This is a genomic window from Aliamphritea hakodatensis, assembly GCF_024347195.1.
Classification (GTDB): domain Bacteria; phylum Pseudomonadota; class Gammaproteobacteria; order Pseudomonadales; family Balneatricaceae; genus Amphritea; species Amphritea hakodatensis.
In genome coordinates this window covers 588,384-608,977 of the sequence record NZ_AP025281.1, presented here as the reverse complement: position 1 = coordinate 608,977, position 20,594 = coordinate 588,384, and the positions used below count along the sequence as shown (strand labels likewise).

The 20,594-nt window shown below is 51.3% G+C and carries 20 protein-coding genes; 4 read left to right on the top strand and 16 right to left on the bottom strand.

The features are described from left to right. Positions 1-15: 15 nt before the first annotated feature. The 11 genes from PCI15_RS02715 to PCI15_RS02665 form a co-directional block, all read right to left on the bottom strand. Complete coding sequence (locus PCI15_RS02715) at positions 16-465, bottom strand: pilus assembly PilX family protein (protein WP_271272834.1); 450 nt, start codon at positions 463-465, stop codon at positions 16-18. Further along, positions 462-1,430: a PilW family protein gene (locus tag PCI15_RS02710; protein ID WP_271272833.1), complete on the bottom strand. Its 969-nt coding sequence runs from the start codon at positions 1,428-1,430 to the stop codon at positions 462-464. The genes PCI15_RS02715 and PCI15_RS02710 overlap by 4 nt, the downstream gene beginning before the upstream one ends. Positions 1,431-1,432: 2 nt before the next feature. Then, complete coding sequence (pilV, locus tag PCI15_RS02705) at positions 1,433-1,873, bottom strand: type IV pilus modification protein PilV (protein WP_271272832.1); 441 nt, start codon at positions 1,871-1,873, stop codon at positions 1,433-1,435. Next, positions 1,873-2,379 (bottom strand): GspH/FimT family pseudopilin, encoded by a 507-nt coding sequence (locus PCI15_RS02700; RefSeq protein ID WP_271272831.1) that lies wholly within the window; start codon positions 2,377-2,379, stop codon positions 1,873-1,875. The genes pilV (PCI15_RS02705) and PCI15_RS02700 overlap by 1 nt, the downstream gene beginning before the upstream one ends. Before the next feature lie 423 nt (positions 2,380-2,802). Next, complete coding sequence (locus PCI15_RS02695; RefSeq protein WP_271272830.1) at positions 2,803-3,249, bottom strand: type IV pilin protein; 447 nt, start codon at positions 3,247-3,249, stop codon at positions 2,803-2,805. Positions 3,250-3,253: 4 nt separating this feature from the next. Continuing rightward, entirely contained in the window at positions 3,254-7,951 is a 4,698-nt protein-coding gene (locus PCI15_RS02690) for a PilC/PilY family type IV pilus protein (RefSeq protein WP_271272829.1), read from the bottom strand. 3 nt (positions 7,952-7,954) lie between these two features. Beyond that, complete coding sequence (locus PCI15_RS02685; protein ID WP_271272828.1) at positions 7,955-8,443, bottom strand: pilus assembly PilX family protein; 489 nt, start codon at positions 8,441-8,443, stop codon at positions 7,955-7,957. Between the two features lie 4 nt (positions 8,444-8,447). Continuing rightward, positions 8,448-9,527: a PilW family protein gene (locus tag PCI15_RS02680; protein ID WP_271272827.1), complete on the bottom strand. Its 1,080-nt coding sequence runs from the start codon at positions 9,525-9,527 to the stop codon at positions 8,448-8,450. Further along, on the bottom strand, positions 9,524-10,072 hold the full coding sequence (gene pilV, locus PCI15_RS02675; protein ID WP_271272826.1) for a type IV pilus modification protein PilV: 549 nt from the start codon (positions 10,070-10,072) through the stop codon (positions 9,524-9,526). The genes PCI15_RS02680 and pilV (PCI15_RS02675) overlap by 4 nt, the downstream gene beginning before the upstream one ends. After that, positions 10,060-10,683 carry a GspH/FimT family pseudopilin gene (locus PCI15_RS02670; protein ID WP_271274573.1) on the bottom strand — a complete coding sequence of 208 codons (624 nt, stop codon included), beginning with the start codon at positions 10,681-10,683 and terminating at the stop codon, positions 10,060-10,062. Before PCI15_RS02670 ends, pilV (PCI15_RS02675) begins: the two co-directional genes overlap by 13 nt. 331 nt (positions 10,684-11,014) lie before the next feature. Then, complete coding sequence (locus PCI15_RS02665) at positions 11,015-11,566, bottom strand: GspH/FimT family protein (RefSeq protein ID WP_271272825.1); 552 nt, start codon at positions 11,564-11,566, stop codon at positions 11,015-11,017. A 199-nt stretch (positions 11,567-11,765) separates the two neighbouring features. Here PCI15_RS02665 and PCI15_RS02660 point away from each other — a divergent pair, with 199 nt between their 5' ends. Genes PCI15_RS02660 through PCI15_RS02645 form a run of 4 tightly spaced genes read left to right on the top strand, consistent with a single transcriptional unit; the run spans position 11,766 to position 14,057 of the window. Continuing rightward, positions 11,766-12,221: a prepilin-type N-terminal cleavage/methylation domain-containing protein gene (locus PCI15_RS02660; RefSeq protein ID WP_271272824.1), complete on the top strand. Its 456-nt coding sequence runs from the start codon at positions 11,766-11,768 to the stop codon at positions 12,219-12,221. Between the two features lies 1 nt (position 12,222). Further along, positions 12,223-13,116 carry a PilW family protein gene (locus PCI15_RS02655; RefSeq protein WP_271272823.1) on the top strand — a complete coding sequence of 298 codons (894 nt, stop codon included), beginning with the start codon at positions 12,223-12,225 and terminating at the stop codon, positions 13,114-13,116. A gap of 5 nt (positions 13,117-13,121) precedes the next feature. Continuing rightward, positions 13,122-13,559 (top strand): type IV pilin protein, encoded by a 438-nt coding sequence (locus PCI15_RS02650; protein WP_271272822.1) that lies wholly within the window; start codon positions 13,122-13,124, stop codon positions 13,557-13,559. Next, positions 13,560-14,057, top strand: a complete 498-nt coding sequence (locus PCI15_RS02645; RefSeq protein ID WP_271272821.1) for a hypothetical protein — start codon at positions 13,560-13,562, stop codon at positions 14,055-14,057. A 13-nt stretch (positions 14,058-14,070) separates the two neighbouring features. Here PCI15_RS02645 and PCI15_RS02640 read toward each other — a convergent pair whose 3' ends face one another. The 5 genes from PCI15_RS02640 to murJ all read right to left on the bottom strand — a co-directional run bounded on the left by PCI15_RS02640 (position 14,071) and on the right by murJ (position 20,484). Next, positions 14,071-14,511, bottom strand: coding sequence for an FKBP-type peptidyl-prolyl cis-trans isomerase (locus PCI15_RS02640; protein ID WP_271272820.1), 441 nt, complete (start codon positions 14,509-14,511; stop codon positions 14,071-14,073). Positions 14,512-14,553: 42 nt separating this feature from the next. Beyond that, positions 14,554-15,030 (bottom strand): signal peptidase II, encoded by a 477-nt coding sequence (gene lspA, locus PCI15_RS02635; protein WP_336296728.1) that lies wholly within the window; start codon positions 15,028-15,030, stop codon positions 14,554-14,556. A 33-nt stretch (positions 15,031-15,063) separates the two neighbouring features. Further along, positions 15,064-17,880, bottom strand: coding sequence for an isoleucine--tRNA ligase (gene ileS, locus PCI15_RS02630; RefSeq protein ID WP_271272818.1), 2,817 nt, complete (start codon positions 17,878-17,880; stop codon positions 15,064-15,066). 76 nt (positions 17,881-17,956) lie between these two features. Next, complete coding sequence (ribF, locus tag PCI15_RS02625) at positions 17,957-18,889, bottom strand: bifunctional riboflavin kinase/FAD synthetase (protein WP_271272817.1); 933 nt, start codon at positions 18,887-18,889, stop codon at positions 17,957-17,959. 101 nt (positions 18,890-18,990) lie between these two features. Next, positions 18,991-20,484, bottom strand: a complete 1,494-nt coding sequence (gene murJ / locus PCI15_RS02620; protein WP_376787838.1) for a murein biosynthesis integral membrane protein MurJ — start codon at positions 20,482-20,484, stop codon at positions 18,991-18,993. Positions 20,485-20,594 lie beyond the last annotated feature (110 nt).

The following is a 20,594-nucleotide window of genomic DNA, read 5'->3' as shown; positions in this document are numbered from 1 at the left end:
CACAATTAAGTTACCCTAGTGTATTAAAATGTAGGTTGATTCAAGCTCAACGTCTGAACGGCCGGTAAACCCCGCCGACGAGGCGGTTACCCTGATCATAACGCCCACGTCATCAGCCGTGACTGAAGGGCTGTTGGTTATTGGCGGGTCAAGTACCACTGCGCGCCAGGTGGGTACTGCCGCCGAAGAAAACGCACCTGCCGTGTAACGGCCACTGATCGGCTGCTCCGAGGTTAACAGACCTGCTAAATAATCCCGCCCGGCCTGCTGTTCACCCTGCCGCAGCGCCGCTTCAGCCGCATTGAATGCCGAGTGCTGATCACGCAGGTTACCGGACATTTTTTCCTGCATGGTCGTGCCCTGCATTGCACTTACCCCCACCAGAGAAAGCATCAGCAACAAAATCAGTGCCACCAGCAGGGCGACGCCTTTTTCGTATTGCTGACCAAAACAGTTTTTATTCATAGCAAGCGATTCCTTAAGGCAACCGTGGTCGCAAACTGATACGAAAGATCCTGCTCCCCCTGTACCGTCATATTTACCCTCACGGAGACAACATCATCCCACTGACCTGCTGCAGTTACCTGTGCCGCGGTGCGCGTATAGCTCAGCGCTGCGCCGGCAGCTGGCCTCAGTGCATACAAAACACTCATCTCTGTGATACCTTCCACCAGCTCCTGATCATTGGCTACGCCATTGTTAAAACTGAGCCCCCGTAACGCACTGATATTTGCAACCCGGTCGGAAGCGCCGACATAAAACAGTGTGCTGGAATAACGGGTGATTCGGGTCATATCACCCGCATAGTAAACATGGCTCAGGGGCTGAGTAGTGGCTGACAGGTTATTCAGACTTTGTCCGGTTGTCCCCCGCTGCAGATCATTAGTATTCGTTCCAGCGGTGTTCTGAAACAGATCACAGCCACCGGCATCTGAAAACACAAGCAGTGCTCCCGCACGTTCGCCGCCGGTGATCAGAAAACTTGTCGCACCGGTATCAACATTGGCAGAGAGCACTGCTGTTGAAGGAACCGCCGCATGTTTCACCAGCAGCAGATCCGTACCGGGGCGGTAGCCGGTAAGGTTATCTGTAAAAAACTGGCCGGCACCGTCTCCCCAACCTCTTAGAGGATCATTAAGGTCATAAGCAGCGGCCTGATAATTCGCGCTGCCGGTATCCAATAAATTATCTATATTACGAAAACAGTCACCTCTGTAACCGGCATTGCGCAGTTCCCGGGCAACGATTTCCAGAGCAAACCGGCCATTTTCCTGTACTCTTGAAAGGGCCGTGTTAAACACAAAACTGTGGGAGCTGCTCACAAATACAACCATTACCCCACCAACAATGATCAGCCCCAGCACCAGCGCGATCATCAGCTCTATCAGGCTGAATCCACCCTGATCTTTAACAGGTAACTGAACCCGCATGGCTAAAACTCCATCCGATAATTAAACCGAACCGGACCTGCCTGACTGCCACCATTAACGCCCGTGATCCGTGCACGGTCGTCGTTCCAGCTAATGGTAATCAATACTTCCCGGTCAGTTCTGGCAACCTGACCGCTGGCACCGTTGCCCAGCAGCGTGATAACCCTGTTATTCCATTCCTGCCGGTCGCCGCCAGCCGAAGCATCATCATAATCGCCATTCAGGGCAGAGGCCGGTGCTGCCCGGATTCTGTCAGCAAGGTCATACGCCAGAAATGTCGCCTGAGAGCGCAGATAGGAGCCGTTGCTACTTTTTAAGGCGACCGCCTGCAACGCGGCAACCGACAATAGCCCCACCGAAATAATGACCAGAGTAATCAACACTTCAATCAGTGTTGTGCCCTGTTGTTCAGCGCTGAGCCGGTTCAGAGATTCAGTCATCATCAGGTACACCCGTCATTCGGATCGTCATCATCGTCGACAACGGAAACCCGCCCGCTGGTATTCACAAACAGGCAGCGGGTGGACGATCCATTATCCGAATCCAGTTGCCCTGCTACGGTTGCCCGGCCTGTTGGCGCAAACACCAGACCGTTCGCCACGCCACCCACCCTCAGGTTAACGGCTTCCCAGCGGCGGATGACTTCCACTTCAGCAGCTGCCTGTAAATTAGCTCCGGCCTGCCGCGCAGCGACAACAATCCAGCCATCCCGCCAGTTGGCAGCAAAGTTACAGGCCTGATTATTCGTGCCCGCCTGACAGACAGCCGTCGTCGTCCGCCGGTTCACGGCTTCCGAACGGGCCAGCTGGATAGCAGAGGTTAAATTATGCGTAACCGACCTCAGTCGGGATGAATCGGTGAGTGCAGCAAGACCGGGCATACCCACGCCCAGCAAAATGCTCAGGATCGCAATGGCAACCAGCAGCTCGATTAATGTAAAACCAGACACAGGCATTCCTGCCTGGTTATGTTGAGAGGAGTAATCCATTACATCTCAGCGTCAAAAACAATCCATTGTTTTATCAACAAACAGCACATTGCCACTGAACGGCAGTCTCTGTTTATTAACCTTCTATGCTGAATTTTAATCTGTTGATATGAACGTAAGCAAAACAGGGAGGAGGGAGTTGTCCGGCACGCTATTGCCAGCACATGTGTGTAACGATGCCTTCTTCCCTGACTGACAGTATGCAATCCACAAACAAAACTCTGTGTAACATATTAGGCTATTGCCGTTAAAGGCACAATATAACTGCACTGGCAGGCGTCTTAAACCCCGCAGGCTCTGTGTTCGGTCAGTAATATTGCGAACACTCTGACGACAGCGGGCTCTTTAATCAGAGCCCAGGTTACGATACGGCTAACGGACTAATTACCAGCTGTTTTCTCCGGCATCGTTGGTATCTCCGTCATTATTGACATCCCAGCGGCGCGCTCCGGTTGAGGTGATTTCAAGAAATCCATCCCCCACCTGACCGTTAATCGGACTTGCCCGCAAGGTAAACCCCAGAGAAGCCGCTGAAACAATGGTCAGATTATAAAACTTATCATTGCTGCTGAGCGGAGCCTGGCTGGGAAATACTGTTGCCGCTGGCGCACCGGTATCACCCCCACCGTTCGCTGCGCCGGCATATGTCACCTGTTCAGATTTAAACCGCTCCATCGCACTGGCAAAGCTTAACAGGGCGCTCTGGGCATCCGACCTGCGACTATCGGTTATAAACCCCAGATAACTGGGGTATGCAACCGCCGCCAGAATGCCGACGATGGCTACCGCAACCATAAGTTCTAATAACGTAAAACCGCGCTGATTATGCATTTTCTTAATCTGACTCCTTCTCATACCAGTAGGTTCTGATGATTTGTCTTCCGGTATCAACATCAGATACTGACTCAGGCCCAACCATTACTGTTGGCTTACCGTCGACGGTATCGGTCACTGTCGGCTTAGACGGAATGCTGCCATTCTTTAACTGAATCACCCGGTCTTCTTTGGTGGTGGAACCGTCGCCATTAATATCACTGTTCGGCGTCGCATCAAGAATATTGACGATATATGCCCGTGCAGTACCCACCGCAGGCTGACAGCTGGAAGTCACGGCAGCATAAGGCTGATAGGTTGTGAATACCAACTGTCCATTAAGGGTGACACTTTCGGCCAAGACCTTCTCGCCGGTGTTTGTCAGACGGATATACCAACCGTCTTTTTTATTGGCATCCGTACTGGACAGTGCCGCTCTGGCAGTGGCCTGCTCGGTTGACGTACCTTCAACAATCAGGTTCAGCGTCGCATCATACATATCCGCTTCGGTCCGCTTCACGTAAGTCGTCGGCGGCGTGTAAATGTTATTAAACTGTTTCAGCACGTAAAAACGGTCTTTGATCGCCTCATTCAGTGGGTGAGCCCGATAACCGGAACCGACTGAAACGCCCATAAAGCGGTGGGCCCCATCGGCATTAATAGAAATATCCGGCGGATAATAAAAGCGTCGGTTACTCGCCTGAGTGTTTCCTGCGAAGTCGGCAATGACACCGCCTTTCACGAGGTCAGCTTTATCATCCACATTCTTCTGGTTAACGTCGAAACGCCAGATCTGCCCACCCATGTCCCCAACATAGAACTGGTCAACATACCCGTCTCCGTCCAGATCCACGGAGCTTATATCTGAAGGAATACTGTACTTCATATCCGTCAGGGGCAGGTTACTGTTGGCATCAATCCCCGCTGACCAGAACAAACTGCCGTCTTTAGCGTTTACCATATAAATGGCACGGCCCATTGTGTCGACAGTCCTGACATTGACTGAATCCTGGGTAGGGTCATACCCGCCGGCGAACATCAGCAGATCGTACGAAACATCATCAAACTTAACTTTGATCTTTTTAGGGGTCGACCAGGTCTGTCCCAGCTCGCTGAAACCGGTTGTACCACCGGGGCCACCGTTGATCTGCCACAGGAACTCTGGCGCGTTTCTGTCGCTAACATCCAGCGCATAATAGTTCCGGCCGCCTCTTCGCATGCCTGAATAGAGATAGACATAATCATCGTCATCGAAGTAATCGCCATCTGCGTTGTCATCATGGCTGCGAATAGTAATTTCACCGTCCATACCGTATGGGCGCGGAGATACAGTCTGGTTAGTATAAAAAGTATTCAGGTTCGGCAACAATTCTTTCGGAATAAACGCAAACTTTTCAATGCCGGTATCCGCATCAATGGCGTGTATGTAGCCTTCATTCGTGCCAAAGAAAATTGTACTGTCGAAGGTCTTGGCAACGGCATCAGAGTCATAGGTCACAATGACCGGCTTGGAATGCAACGGATCACCCAGCTCATTCCTCGGAGTGGTACCGTCAGGCTTCAGACCAATGGTCCAGTTCAGTAACTTATTGCGGTAGGTTGTGGTTTCTGACGGAATACCCAGCACGGTTCTGTCAATATCAGTATTTGCACTGTTAACCGGATAGCCACTCAACAACTCTGTGCCGTCATTCACCACCGGCAAACTGCCCATATAGGTGTAAATTTTACGGTCTACCGGCGCAGGCAACCGGGAGGCAGCACCACCAAGTTCTACCTTGCTGCCATCCGGGTCTGTCGACCAGTAACTTCTGGCATCATTTTTAAAGAAACCGGATGCCGGATCAATGGCCGGCTCACCATCAACATCAACTATCGTGGTCTGGGCACCGGCCAGCCGGTATTTTTTCAGATTGCCTATCCACTTAGCCGTTTCCTGGGGCTTGAACAGTGAGTAGTAAATATCATCCCGGTGGCTGAACCGGTTAAACTGATTCACCGTCACACTGGGTTCAACAAATGATGCATCCGCCGCTTTTATCGATTTAAGAATGGTTTCAAACACATCCAGCAGCTCTGCTGAAGAATCAGCCTTGTGAAAGCTGCCGCCGCCACTCTGAGCCAGGTCCCGGATCCAGTCGCTCGAGAAATTAAAGCCAATGGTATAAGTCTGGACAGTCTGATCGCCGCCCAGGCCTGATATCTGGTCGCTGTTTTTCAGATAACTGACCAATTCTTCACCGCAGTTTTCGGCACTGCTACCGGTGCTCGAACAGGCCTCAGAACCGGTATAGCCAAGCATATTTTCTATTTTTGAAACAGAATCATTGCGGTTGGTTGAGCCATCCGTCAGTAACACGATGTAACTCTTCTGGCATGACTCGGTAACAGGAGAAATATACACCGGGCTGCCGGTAATCTTTTCTTCTTTACAGTCACTGTCGTTCAGGTTGTCACTGCTACACCCTGTAGGCTGCACCAGTGTGCCGCCGGTGTATGACAAGGGGTGAGATACCCGGTTAGTTCTGCGGTTATCATAATAATAATCGTAATAGCCCCTTGATTTACCGTAATCCACCGCCCCGCCACGGTAGTACAGTGCCGCTTCATAAAGGGTATCTACAACCGGCGTACTGCCCTCTGTCGGAAGATCATTCACAAGTTCAATTAACTTAGAACGTACAATTCCGCCTGTCCCGACAGGCACATCATCCTTCTGAGCCAGAAACACCAGCTTAGGCATATACAAGGCTGAACCATCAAACGCATGGGCTGAACGTTCCCCCGTACCGGAAATCGTTAAAACGATGCTGTTACCCGGCGCCCAGCCCGACCGTGCAACCACCTGTTCGATTAACCCGGAAATATCCGGTGTACGGTGGACTTCATTTTCAGTATCCCAGGTACTGGTAATCGTCCAGGAAACAGAATTGTTGCCCGCATATATCTGTGAAGGTTTATGTGAATTACTGAAAGCAGGTGCATTATCTACATTTTCCGCTTTGATCGTCAGTTCAGCGGTACCGGTGGGATCGGTCTCATCCGTATAGAATTCGATATAAGCATGATTGATATCAGCCCCCTGCTTCAGCTGAACATTATTAAACCGAAGACCGACGATCTGATTGCCACGATTGTCATCAGTATCTGCCACTAACTCAAGGTCGCTGCTGTCGTAGTACATGCTGCCACTGCCATACTCTTCGACATCGTCATCGCCATTGGTAATGGATACAGAGTATTTCTTCACATTACAGGCGTCATCAGACACAGAATTGACGTCATACCGCACATCCAGCTGCACAGACTCCGTACTGCTGCCTTCAAAAGCATAAGCAAAACGCTGGCCTGAGCCCTTTACCAGCAATGTCAGCGCGTTCCCGCCACACCAGCCAGAACGGTTGGTAACTGATTCAATGACTGCTGACAGATCCGGCGATTCATAGGTCGTTTCCGCCGTCCAGCCAGGCGGTGACCAGCTCACCGTAGAAAGTGTCTTTTGCCGGGCGCCCAGGTTATTGTCAGTCGCTTCAAAAGCGGCACTGTCATCGGAATTTTCCGCCTGAACAATTAAATTAGTCGTTGCCGCTACATCATTACTGGCAACAAAACTGAGCTTCGCCGATGTAATATCCGCGCCCTGAGGAATAGTTAGCCCCTCAAAACGTAAGCCAACATAATCATTGGTAGCTGCAGGGCTGGTATAGGTGTAGGTGATATGTAACTTGGGTGCCGCTGAAGGCTCGCCATCAAACGACTCAAAGCGGCGAATATTATTATTACTTGTACCGGGGTCATCTTTAAGTACAAACACCATCCGGTCCATCGCATCCCAGTCTGCACGGTCAATAATCGCCTGAACAACACTCGTTATATCCGGCGATGTAACCTTTCCGTCAACAGGTGGTTCCTCTGTCAGCGTCCAGTTAACCTTTTGAGACGTCAGTGTTCGTGAAAGAATCTTATGCGAATTTGAAAAACGTTGGGGATCAGATGAATCTTCGCCGTAAATATCGATATACACCGGTCCTCTGAGGACTTTCCCGACTTCGAACTCCAGCCGTGCATCAGTGACAATTGCTCCCCGGGGCACATCCACATTGTTAAACTTCAGGCCAACTACACCGTCATTATTACCCCGGCGAACATAGTGCATATTCTTGTTGTTCAGCCTTAAACGGTTATTGCTGACTTCCTCTTCTGCATCATCTTCAGCATGAGCTACCTGAACAGTGACCGTTTCCGTAACCGTGACCGAAGGATGGGTGATCAGACTTAACTGGTCATTATTCAGAATAACGGAATTATCGCTCAGCTGTTCGGCATCATTTGCACCGCTTTCGATACTGGCCTGCGCAACGCCGGTCAGTACATCGTCGCCAACAACTGCCCCAATAGGCTCATCAATATAGGTAACAGGGTAGATGACCGGCCCGCCGGGATTATTAAACTGCATAAGGCCGGCGTTAATATCCTGAACATTGGTGAGCATCGAATTCATCGCAGCCTTCATGCGATCCATACGGGTTACACTTGTGCCGTCAGTCCATCCCATCGAACCGGAAGTATCCAGAACGAACAACACATTGGGCCGAACACTGATGTTTGTGTTCCCCCCAAAGTAGATTTCGGTATCGTCCGCCAATGCAGGAAATGCAGCATAAAACGCAAGCAGAATGCCTAAGGTAAAACTTTTCTGTGAAGATCTCAGCGTACCCATGGATCACTCCTCCGTTACGTACGAAATGCGGTAGATTCCCTGCACCAGCTCTGTAGCGGCCTCGTCATCAGCATCACCAAATGTATCATTGTCATCGATATATCCCCGGCCATCTCCCTGAAATTTATAAGAGATGGTGGAATCCAGGGAATATCCAACCGGAATACCCTTCCCCTGATACAGCAGGAAGCTTTCTGAATTTAAGCGGTTAATATTCATATTGAAGGACTGCACAGAAGAACTGCCACCTTCCCCGGCATCAATGGCTTCAAACATGGCATCATCCGTTTCAACAATTTCGTTCAGGCTGCTTTCCGCAGCCTGAAACGTCTGTCCTGCAATATGGGCATTAAATGCCATTTTTTCTTCAGATGAAGAGGTCATCACCGATGCCGTTACCAACACCGATACCATCGCAATCGCCAGCAAAGTGACGACCAGAACGATGCCGGACTGATTTCTTTTAGGATGTTCTGCGTAACGCTTCATCATATGCTTAATTCCGCAACTGCAACGTGGCTGAAAATACTTTCCGGAGCCGCCTGTCCTGCTGATAAGTCGAAGCGGCACCTGATACTGTATTGGGCAACACATCTGTATCGAGCATGCTATAGCGGGTCGTGTCGTCAAACTCTTTAACCGCATCATTAGATGTCGCCATAACAGCAATTCGCAGCGCAACAACATTGTCCATATCCAGGTTCGCATCATCGGCAGCAACAAAACGAACAGCATCTGTTGGTAAACGTTCACCGTAGAGCACTATCAAACGCTCTATCCCTTCAACAACTTCAAACTCTGCGCGCAACTGCCGGTCATACTTGAACAGTGCAAAAATGTCATTTCCCTGTGTTGTATCCCGGCCGGTATCCTTGACGTAAAAGGCATTGGCGAGAAACCCCATAACCAGCACATCCTTACTGGCTGATTCCGTATATGAATTATTAAAATCTCCGGTTCCGGTATTAAGGGTTCCGTCATGCTCTAAAGAGAAGTTACCCGGCAGCTGCAGGGATAAATCATTCGTAATTCTGAACATGTCCGCACTGTCGCAGTCAGTCACGATAACCGTGCCACCCTGCCCAAGGCCCAAGTCCAGATTATCAACAGGTAACGCCTGGTTCGCAGCGCAAGTGCCAGCCGGACAGGTAACATTCGTTGAACTCGCCGTTGCATGCTGGATATACACAACATCAGAGTCGTTCAGTGGCCCGCCATTAATATTTAATTCATCAGCCTGTGCAGGTCTCGCCGGACTCCACACCCCGTCGGCAGCAACTCGGAACCCCTGCAAAGGAATAATATTAGTATTGATGTTGGCATTTACTGCCAGCACATTCACTTCAACCGAATTGGTATCAATACACCCCTGATAACCGGCCAACCTGAGATTCTGAATTAAATAATTCACGGCAAACCGGCCATTTTCCTGCAGCCTGGCAAGTGCGCTGCCGCTTCGCGCAGTATCATTCAGGCTGATATAGACCTGAAACACCCCCAGTAACAAAAACGTACTGATCGCCAGCGCTACCATCAGCTCAATCAGAGAGAAACCCGCAGACCTGCTTTTCATCATTGAACAACTCTGAAGTTAAGCCGAAGCTGATGCGTTTCGATACCTGACAAGTTATCCCCTACGACATTCCAGTCATTTTCCTGCCAACTGATTGTCACCGCTATATCGCCTGCAGACACAGCAACGACCCCGATAGCGTTAGGAATAGTGGCCTGGTAGCCAGCGCCATTAACACCTATACCGGCAACATCCCGAAAATGCTCAGTCCATTCCCGGATATCCTGAGCCGCTAAATCCGTTTCATCACACCCGGCAACCGTTGTAATACAGTTAACGGCAGCCGGCGTATTAGGAATACTTGATGTATCAAGGGCATAGTTACCATCATCTGCCAGGGCAAAGTCCTTGTTTATACGGATACGGGAGGCAATATCATAAGCAAGGAAACTGGCCTGACTTCTTATATATGCACTTTGATTTTCACTCAGGCTGGTTATCGCAAACGCAGCAACACCCAACATGACCACACTGATCAGCACGATTGAAATCAGCACTTCAATCAGGCTTACGCCGGCACTGAAAAACCTGGGGGTTAAGGAGGACACGATACATTCCCTCCTCCACCGGTATGGTCATTCAGAATACCGTCATTATTTTCATCCACAGCCATGCGCACCGAACCGGATAAATTAATCACGACTGCCCTTGCTTCCGCATCTACCCCGTTGCCGTCACACAGCACGAAAGATCCCGGCCGGGCATTCCCCCCTCTTAACTCTCCACGGGAATTAAACTGAATTCTGCCGGCCGCAAATGCAAAGCCACTTCTTCTCAGAGTATCCTGGCTCCCCAGCGCAGCAAAAACCTTCACGATACGGTCACCATCCCCTGCATCAACAACAGCATCCGCATCTGCGTCATTAAAAATAATCCAGCCATTTTCCCAGTTGGCCCCTGCGTTACAGCTGGTGCCGTTACTGGAAGAACAAATAGTCACTGCTGTTGACAGTTTGCCGGCCTCGGTTCGCCCTCTGGCCAGGCTGCCCATAAAAGTGTTAACAGATGACGCCAAACGGTTATTGCTGATAAGGGGTTCATAGCTGGCAGTCACCACCAGCAGTAACACAGAAAACACTGCTACAGTGATCAACAGCTCAACAAGCGTGAACCCTCGGGCAAACCGTGTTCCTGCTTCGTTTTTATGAAAACGCCCCATCACATCCAAACTCTGATAAAAGTTAAACCGCCCAGTCTAAAAACGAGTAAACACCATAAACAACGTGTTACATCATAGGTCAATAGCCCCTAGCACACAACAAGATCACTTTCCATCCCTAAAGCCAGTACAAACTCAGTATCAGTTGGTAAATTAAAACAGCGCTGTTTTAAAACAGCATATAAAAATCAGAAATTAACTGCCGAAAACCGGCAGGAATCAAACTTAAAAACGCAGACACTTAACACTCAATTTCTTGCAAGAAACCGATGAAAGGCTGATTTTATACTCCTCTAAATGGGCAGTAATCACACAGCACTCAGAGCGCCCTTCATGGGGTTCCCGTTATATCGCCATACCTCACCCGCCCAAGAATATTCACGACCAGTTCTTGCTTCAGGCTGCCGCAGACAACTGTAAAAGTGCCGTTGCCACCGCCCCGGAGTATGCCGTCAGGGGTAAAACTCAGGAAATCCCCCCTGCCACTGATTTCACAACCAGAAGCCGCACTCACACCTTGTTTGAGTAACCGGTCACTATCATCAAACCACTGGTTATTATCCGTATCAGCAAACAACAACCAGCCAATACTCCAGTTCCCCGCGCTGTTAATCCGGCTACCGGCACATTGCGACTGCTGATCATCATCCCGACGGCAGAGCACCACAAACTGCCCCAGCCGAATAGCATTCGCTTTGGCCGCAGCAACCAGCGCCACCAGTTGCCGGCTGCTCCCCTGAATATCAAAGTGTGCCTTGATACTCTGATAATTCGGAACAGCGACAGTGACCAGTAACGTGACAACACTCAGAATCACTAACAGCTCTATCAGGGTGAACCCCCGAACAAACCTGCCCGGTTGCTGTTTGCAATCTGAATACATACTCTCAGTCCCTGAGATATTCTGCAGCCAAAGAATCAAACAAATGTATTAAATCATCATCTTACATAGCAGAACAGTTTTTAAACAGATATTCCTTTATGTCCCGAACAGGAAAAACCAAAACCTCTGCTCTATATTTACATAGCTGAGCTGAACATCAGTAAAACGTAATCATGGATGAATACACAAGGATACCGTCATGAGCCCAAAAGGATTTACGCTCATTGAAGTACTGGTCGCCCTGAGCCTGGCCAGTATCACTTTAATTGCCATCAGCGCATCGCTGCTTTACTCAAACCGACTTGCACGATTTTCCTTACAGGAGGCCCAGGCATACAGCCTGATTCAGTTTATGGCCGGCCACATACAGTCAAATCCGGCAGCAGCTACCAGCGGTGTGTTTCAGCAAGCGGCCAGCCAGCATACTGCGTGCTATCAACTTAGCGGCTGTACAGCAGACGATATGGCAAAACATGCTCTGTATGACTGGCAACAGCGAATAACACAGACACTGCCCTCCGGGGCAGGAATTATATGTCCCACTCCACCGCCAACAAGCCTGCGCTGCAATCTGTCTGACAGAGCTCTGGTGTTAGCTATCCGGTGGCAGGCCCCTTCCGGAGAATACAGCGTATATCAGCCTGTCAGTTTCTGATATGCCCGGCAACAAACAACACGGGTTCAGTCTGGTTGAGCTGATGATTGCCACAGCACTCAGCTTACTGCTGATACTGCTCACCACTCAGTTTGCCCTGATCAGCCACCGCAGCTTTCAGATGAACAATGCTCATCAGGAATTAGCAGAAAGCGGCTGGACTGCCCTGCATTTTTTGCGTCAGGATATTCAGCAGGCAGACTACTGGGGCTGTATCGGAAACAGGAGCACTGTCTATAACGGATCCAATAACAGCGTTTACTCGCCGGCATTTGCCATTACCGGCGAAGATGATTCAGGCATTAACCGGAGTGATATCATCCGTATCATCAGAGTCACGGAACCGCCGGTGCTGACTGACCAGCGTATGCAATACACCGAAAGCCCGGTAAAACTCAGACGCACACACTTTCAGCGCCGCCAGACAGTGGTCATCACAAACTGTGTGAACAGTGACATATTCACCATCACTGACGCATCCGGCAACCAGCTTGGTCATGCGCAAAGCCAGGACACCCGGGGCAACATCTCTGCCCATCTTCAGCATGCTTATCCCATAGATTCCCGCATATACCGGGTTGTACGAATCACATACGAACTGCGGCTGAGCAACGGTATACCGACACTCTACCGTCAGCACGATACCGCCCGCGCCCAGGCACTCCTGGAAAATATTGAACAGCTGCAATTTCTCTATGGCGAAAATACGGACAACACTCCCAGGCCGGAGCGTTACCTGCCCATCAGTCAGATTACCGACCCGACACAAATTCAAAGCATACAGGTCACCCTGACCGCACGCTCCAACGACCGGATTCAGCACAATAACACCGAGCCGTTCAGACAAAGCTTTAGCGCAGTCATCCCGGTCTTTAACCGCTTACAGAATGAGTAACTGACATGAAAAACAGGCTTACCGGCTTCAGCTTTATTGAGCTGATGATTGCACTGACCATCATCAGCATACTTATATTGCTGGCTTATCCCTCATATATTCAGCACCGGCTTACCGCAAACAGAGAACAGGCAAAACAACTGCTTCAGGCCTGCGCGACAGAGCTCACCCTGTACCACAAAACCACGCAAAGCTATGAGGACATAGCCCTTCAGCCACTGCCATCACCGCTGCAGAACGTCTGCAACACTCCTCATATTCAGACACTGAAACATGAGAGCTATCAGCTAAAAGCCCTGTCTGCCAACCTGCATACTTACCAATTAATTGCACAGCGGCAGGGGTCGCAAAGCAACGATATCTGTGGCGACCTGACCATTGATCAGCACGGCAAAAAAACCTTACAGAACACGCAAGACGCATCACTTGAAGACTGCTGGTAAATGAACATTCGAACCACCCAACAGGGCGCCGTCCTGTTTACCTTACTGCTGTTTCTGCCAGTGATTGGCTGGCTGAGCAGCATCAGTTGGCAAAGCATTCAGCTTCATCTGGAAACCACTGACCGGCACAGCGAGCAGCAGCGCCTGATCACTCAGGCTCAGCAAGCTCTGTACCGCACGGAAAATATATTGGAAACAGAGTACCACCAGCCTTTTGACCGGCAATGCAATGCTGGCCGGTGTAACGCAGTTATATCACCAGATGAAAGCACTTTTCAGGTATTGAGGAACGGACAAAACCCCGTCACCACGCAGCATTATCTGCTGGAGAAAAACCGGCAAAGCAACCTGAGCAGCGGAGTAACGGACAACCGCTATAAGATCCACATACTGATCAAACACTCAGATACGCAGCAGAAAATACACTTGTCCGCGATATATAAGATCAGGCAAGGAGCAGCCATCAGACAATCATGGCTGCTGGAGAAAACAATCTGAAAAAGAAGGGGTGTTACTCTGCAGATTCCACAGCAACAATTTTGACGTCAAACAACAGTGTCTGGCCTGCCAGCGGATGATTGAAGTCCACCGTTACCTGTGCATCATTAAATTCACTGATCACACCTGGGAGCTCGCCGTTTCCGGCATCACTGAACGAGATCACCAGTCCTGGTTCAAGCTCCATGTCTTTAAACTGACTGCGGGGGAAGGTCTGCATATTGTTTGGGTTAGTCATCCCAAACCCTTGCTCAGGCAGAATCTCAAACTGCTGTTCATCGCCGCTGTTCAGCCCCAGAAGCACCCGCTCAAACCCTTCCAGCATTTGTCCGTCGCCCATTGAGAAACTTGCCGGTTCAGATTCGAAGTTAGAATCCACGACCTGGCCGTTCATCAGTTTAATTGCGAAGTGCAACGTGACCTGGCTGTTTTCAGCAATTGAACAAGAAGACATACACCACTCCAGTTTATAACGGCTTCAGTTAAGGAAACCGAACTATTTCGATTCCTGACGGAACATATCCACGATCAGCATGAAGGCACCGCAGGATATTGCCACGTCGGCAAAATTAAAGGCCGGGAAATACGTATTCTGATAATGGAAAGACAGGAAGTCGATCACATAACCATAGACAACCCTGTCAAACAGATTACCCAGAGCGCCGGCCATCACCAGTGCCAGCGCACAGCCCAGCCAAACCTGATTGCGGGGTGTACGGTACATCCACACCAGCAGCACACCGCTCATACCCACTGCCACAACAGTGAAAAACCAGCGCTGCCAGCCTCCGGCATCTGCCAGAAAGCTGAACGCAGCGCCCTTGTTGTATAACAGTGTCAGATCAAACACCGGCAGTTGCGGATGCGGTATGCCATAAGGCAACACCGAATCCGCCAGCGTTTTAGTCGCCAGATCAAAACCCAGCACCAGCAGAACCAGCCATAGCCATACCAGCGCTGTAGAACGAAACATTGTCATCCTGTGATCCTGTTATCTGTGCCCGAATTAAGCAAAGCTGCGCTGTTCGCCAGCGCCGCCGACATTCTCAACACAGCGGCCACACAGTGCTTCATGCTCTGCGTTCTGTCCCACGTCTTCACGGTGGTGCCAGCAACGGTCACACTTAGCCTGCTCAGACTTCACGACCTGAACACTCAGACCTTCCAGCTCAGTCGCGACGGCATCACCGGCTTCAGCCAGCGGACGCACGGCTGCCTGAGATGTAATCAGTACAAAGCGCAGTTCATCTTCCAGCTTATTCAGCTGAGCCTGCAGCTCAGGGGCACAGAACAGGGTAACCTCTGCTTCCAGACTGCCACCGACGTTACCGGCGCTACGCTGGTTTTCCAGTTCTTTATTCACCGCAGTTTTCACCGCCAGAACCTGTTGCCAGAAATCACGGCCCAGTTCAGCATCAGCATTCAGATCAGACAAACCTTCATACCAGGTCGTCAGCTGAACCGACTCAGCCCGCTCACCTGGCATCTGCTGCCAGATCTCATCAGCCGTAAAGCTCAGAATCGGCGCAACCCAGCGTACCAGCGCTTCCATGATGTGGAACAGTGCAGTCTGGCAGGAACGACGGGCAACAGAATCTGTCTTCGCGGTGTACTGGCGGTCCTTAATGATATCCAGATAGAAGCCACCCAGATCCAGTGAACAGAAGTGCGATACTTTCTGATACACCTGCAGCATCTGGTACTGATCATAATGACCAACCAGCTCTTCCTGCAGCTGTGCGGTGCGGTCCACCGCCCAGCGATCCAGCGCCACCATGTCTTCCGGTGCTACCAGATCCGTTTTCGGATCAAAACCGCTCAGGTTGGACAGCAGGAAGCGGGCGGTATTACGGATCCGGCGATAGGCATCCGCCGTACGCTTCAGAATCTCATCCGACACAGTCATCTCAGAGCTGAAGTCAGTAGACGCAACCCACAGACGCAGAATATCCGCACCGTACTTATTCATTACTTCCTGTGGCGAAACAACGTTACCCACAGACTTGGACATCTTACGGCCGTCACCATCCACAGTGAAACCGTGCGTCAGTACCTGCTTATAAGGCGCGGTACCTTTAATCGCAATCGCCGTTTTCAGGGAAGACTGGAACCAGCCACGGTGCTGATCAGAACCTTCCAGATACATGTTAGCCGGGTATTCCAGCCCTTCTGTACGGTCCAGCACAGAGTAGTGCGTCACACCGGAATCAAACCATACATCCAGGGTATCCAGTACTTTTTCATACTGATCCGCTTCAGCACCCAGCAGGGATTCAGCTTCCAGATCAAACCAGGCATCGATGCCGGTCTTTTCAACTTCCAGCGCCACCGCTTCAATCAGTCGCGGCGTTTCCGGATGCAGTTCACCGGTATTCTTATTTACAAACAGGGCAATTGGCACACCCCAGGTACGCTGACGGGAAACACACCAGTCAGGGCTTTGCTCAACCATCGCCTCAATGCGGTTCTGGCCCCAGCCCGGGAACCATTCAACCTGTTTGATAGCATCCAGTGCTTTGGTCTTCAGACCTTCCTTGTCCATGCTGATGAACCACTGTGGCGTAGCACGGTAAATCAGCGGCGTCTTAGTCCGCCAGCAATGTGGATAACTGTGATTAAACTTCTTCTGGATAACCAGACGGTTATTCGCTTCCAGCGCCGCAACGATCTTATCTTCTACTTTGTACACGTGCTCACCGGCAAACTCGCCTGCGGCCTCTACAAATACACCGTTACCGGCAACAAGATTCAGGGTACCGATATCGTAGGCACGGCCTACGTTAAAGTCTTCCACACCGTGATCCGGTGCAGTGTGTACTGCACCGGTACCGGCATCGGTGGTAACGTGATCACCCAGGATCACAGGTACCTGACGTTCATAGAACGGATGTGCCAGCATCTGACCTTCCAGCGCCTGACCTTTACAGCGGCCAACCACCTGATAATCTTCAATGCCATAGCGACCCATGGTGTCTTCAACCAGCGCTTCTGCCAGCAACAGACGCTCAGTACCGGCACCGGCATCACACTGTACCAGCACATAATCCAGCTCAGCGTTCAGAGAAACTGCCTGGTTAGCCGGCAGGGTCCACGGCGTTGTTGTCCAGATAACAACTGAAGCTTCACCTTCACCTGCTGGCTGACCAAAACAGCCAAGGAATGCATCAGCATCCAGTGGTGCAAAACGCACATCAATGGCCAGCGAGGTTTTATCCTGATATTCCACTTCCGCTTCGGCCAGCGCAGAACCGCCCACCACACTCCAGTAAACCGGTTTATAACCTTTTACCAAGTGGCCGTTTTCAGCAATTTTACCCAGCGCACGGATGATGTTCGCTTCGGTGCCGAAGTTCATCGTCAGGTACGGATTTTCCCAGTCACCCAAAACACCCAGACGGATAAAATCTTTCTTCTGGCCGTCTACCTGACGGGCAGCGTACTCACGGCACTTCTTACGGAAATCTGAAAAAGACAGCTTCACACCGGCTTTGCCGTGTTTCTTCTCAACGTTGTGTTCAATCGGCAGACCGTGGCAGTCCCAGCCCGGCACATACGGCACGTCAAAACCGTCCAACGTACGGGACTTAACAATGATGTCTTTCAGAATCTTGTTAACTGCATGACCAATGTGGATGTCACCGTTCGCGTACGGCGGGCCATCATGCAAAATAAATTTTTCACGACCTGCGCTGACCTGACGAATCTTCTGATACAGATCCATTTTCTGCCATTGTTTTAGCATCTGCGGCTCTTTCTGAGCCAGATTGCCACGCATCGGAAAGGCCGTTTCCGGCAAGTTCAAAGTCGCTTTGTAATCGGTCATCGTGGTATCGCTTCTGGATCTCTGTTTATTCTCGTCAGACCTTTACAGTCTGAATAAGATATCTGTTAATTCGGTTTTATTGGCTGCCGGCAAAAAATGCCCTGGCAGCATCAATATCTGCAAAAATCTGTGCTTTCAGTGCATCCAGACCATCGAACTTTTGTTCGCCCCGGATGAAATGTTTAAATTCTACGCTCAGCAGGCGGCCATACAGGTCACCGGAAAAATCAAACAGGTGCGCTTCCAGTACCGGCTTAGTACCGTTCACCGTCGGCCGCATGCCGACGTTGCACACGCCTTGCAGCGTCTTGCCATCACTGAGATGCGCATTGATGGCATACACCCCTCGCAGAGGGCAGGGAAACCGGTGCATCCGCACATTGGCGGTTGGCACACCCAACTGACGCCCCAGCGCCTGACCATGCATCACCCGCCCGGTAACCCGGTAATTACGTCCCAGTAAACGGCTGCTAAGGGCCAACTGGTTGTCTGCCAGCGCTTTGCGAATACGGGTGCTGCTCACCCGCTCACCATCTACGTCAAAGGTCGCCGTGTTTTCAACGCTAAAGCCGTGCGTCACGCCACTCTGGCAGAGCATCTGATAATCCCCGGCACGGTCGCAGCCAAACCGGAAGTCATCGCCCACCACCAGATGCTTGATCGCCAGGCCGTTCAATAGCAACTGCTGCACGAAAGCCTCTGCAGTCATTGCACGCAGGCGTTCATTAAACGTCAGGCACACAACCCGGTCGACGCCCTGCTGTTCCAGCAGGCGCACTTTCTCGCCAAAGCGTGTTACCCGGGGCAGCGCCTTATCACCACAGAAAAACTCCTGCGGCTGGGGCTCAAAAATTATAACCACCGACGGTAGCTGCAATTCAGCCGCTTTACGCTGCAACTGACCCAACACCTGACGGTGTCCCAGATGAACACCGTCAAAATTACCAATCGTCGCGACGCAGTCACGGTGCGTATCACGGAGATTGTGCAGGCCTCGAATCAGTTCCATAAACAGCGATCAACTCATCAGTAGCAAAAAAATCAGCGCGGAATTATACCTCAGATAGCGGCCCCGGAGTACTCCGATACCTGACTATTTTTTCGGCATTTTCAGGGCCGTAAATGGCGCATCCGCAAACCGGTCGCCAACAGGGCTACCAGATAAACCAGCCCCCCCAGCCCAACCAGCATAGCCATCTGTCCGACCCGCTGCCACAGGGTGAAGTCAAGCCACAGGAACGCATCGGCAGCCAGCCAGTACAACAGCCCGACCATCAGACCATTGGCCAGCAGAATCCGCACCGCCATCAGCCCCCAGCCCGCCTGCCAGACAAACACACCATCACGGCGCAGCCCTCTGAGCAGCAAACCGGCGTTCAGAAAAGCCGACAGTGTTGTCGCCAGCGCCAACCCGACGTGATCGAGCGGGCCGATAAGCGCCAGATTCAGCGCCATATTCACAACCATCGCGATAATCCCGATCCGCACCGGTGTTTTTGTGTCCTGACGGGAAAAATACCCCGGCGCTAATACTTTGATCAGCATGAATGCGATCAGACCACAGGCATAAGCCCGCAGACTCATCGCCGCCATCATGACATCCCGGTCCTGCATTTCACCGTAATGGAACAACGTCGCGATCAGCGGCTCAGCCAGTATCAGCAACGCCAGTGCCGCCGGCACACCAATCAGCAGTACCATCCGTACCGCCCAGTCCAGGGTTCGGGCAAAATGCTCAGTGGATTTTTCAGCATGCTTGCGGGACAGACTCGGCAAAATCACCGTCGCAATGGCGATACCAAACACCCCCAGCGGCAATTCTGCGAGCCGGTCAGAATAATACAGCCAGGACACACTGCCGGTTTGCAGGAACGACGCCAGCAATGTATCCAACAACAGGTTTATCTGGCTGACCGACACACCAAACAACGCCGGAATCATCAGCACCATAATCCGCTTTACACCTTCGTGCTGCCGGTCCACCCGCGGACGGGGCAACAACTGAAGGCGCCACAGAAACGGCATCTGGAACAGCAACTGCACACAACCGGCAATCAGCACCCCAAGCGCCAGCGCCATGACCGGCTGATCAAATACCGGCTGCAGCCAAATGGCCGCGCCGATCAGGGATAAGTTCAGTAATACCGGTGTAAACGCCGGAACAGCAAAACGCTCATAACTGTTCAGCACACTGCCCGCCAGCGCCGTCAGTGAAATCAGCAGCAGATACGGAAACGTCAGGCGCAACATATCGACCACCAGATCGTAACGCTCCCCGCCCTGCAGATAAAAACCTGGCGCAAACACCATCGCCAGAAATGGCGCCCCTAACACCCCCAGCGCCGTGACCAGCATTAACACCAACCCCAGCGTACCGGTTACCCGGTCAACCAGAGCCTTAACCGCCGCTTTATCCTGCTGAGAACGGTATTCCGACAGCACAGGTACAAATGCCTGGGAGAACGCCCCTTCAGCAAACAGCCGGCGCAGGAAATTGGGAATTTTGAACGCCACAAAAAATGCATCAGCACCGCTGCCCGCGCCAAAAAAATTTGCCACCACGACATCACGCGCCAGCCCCAGCACCCGCGATAACATCGTCATCAGGCCCACCACCGCACTGGATCGCAACAGACCCGGAGAAGTGTTTTTCTGTGCGGCTGAACCCTGCCTGCCCTTGCTGTTACTCAAGTTTTCGCCCTGTTGCGTCAAAA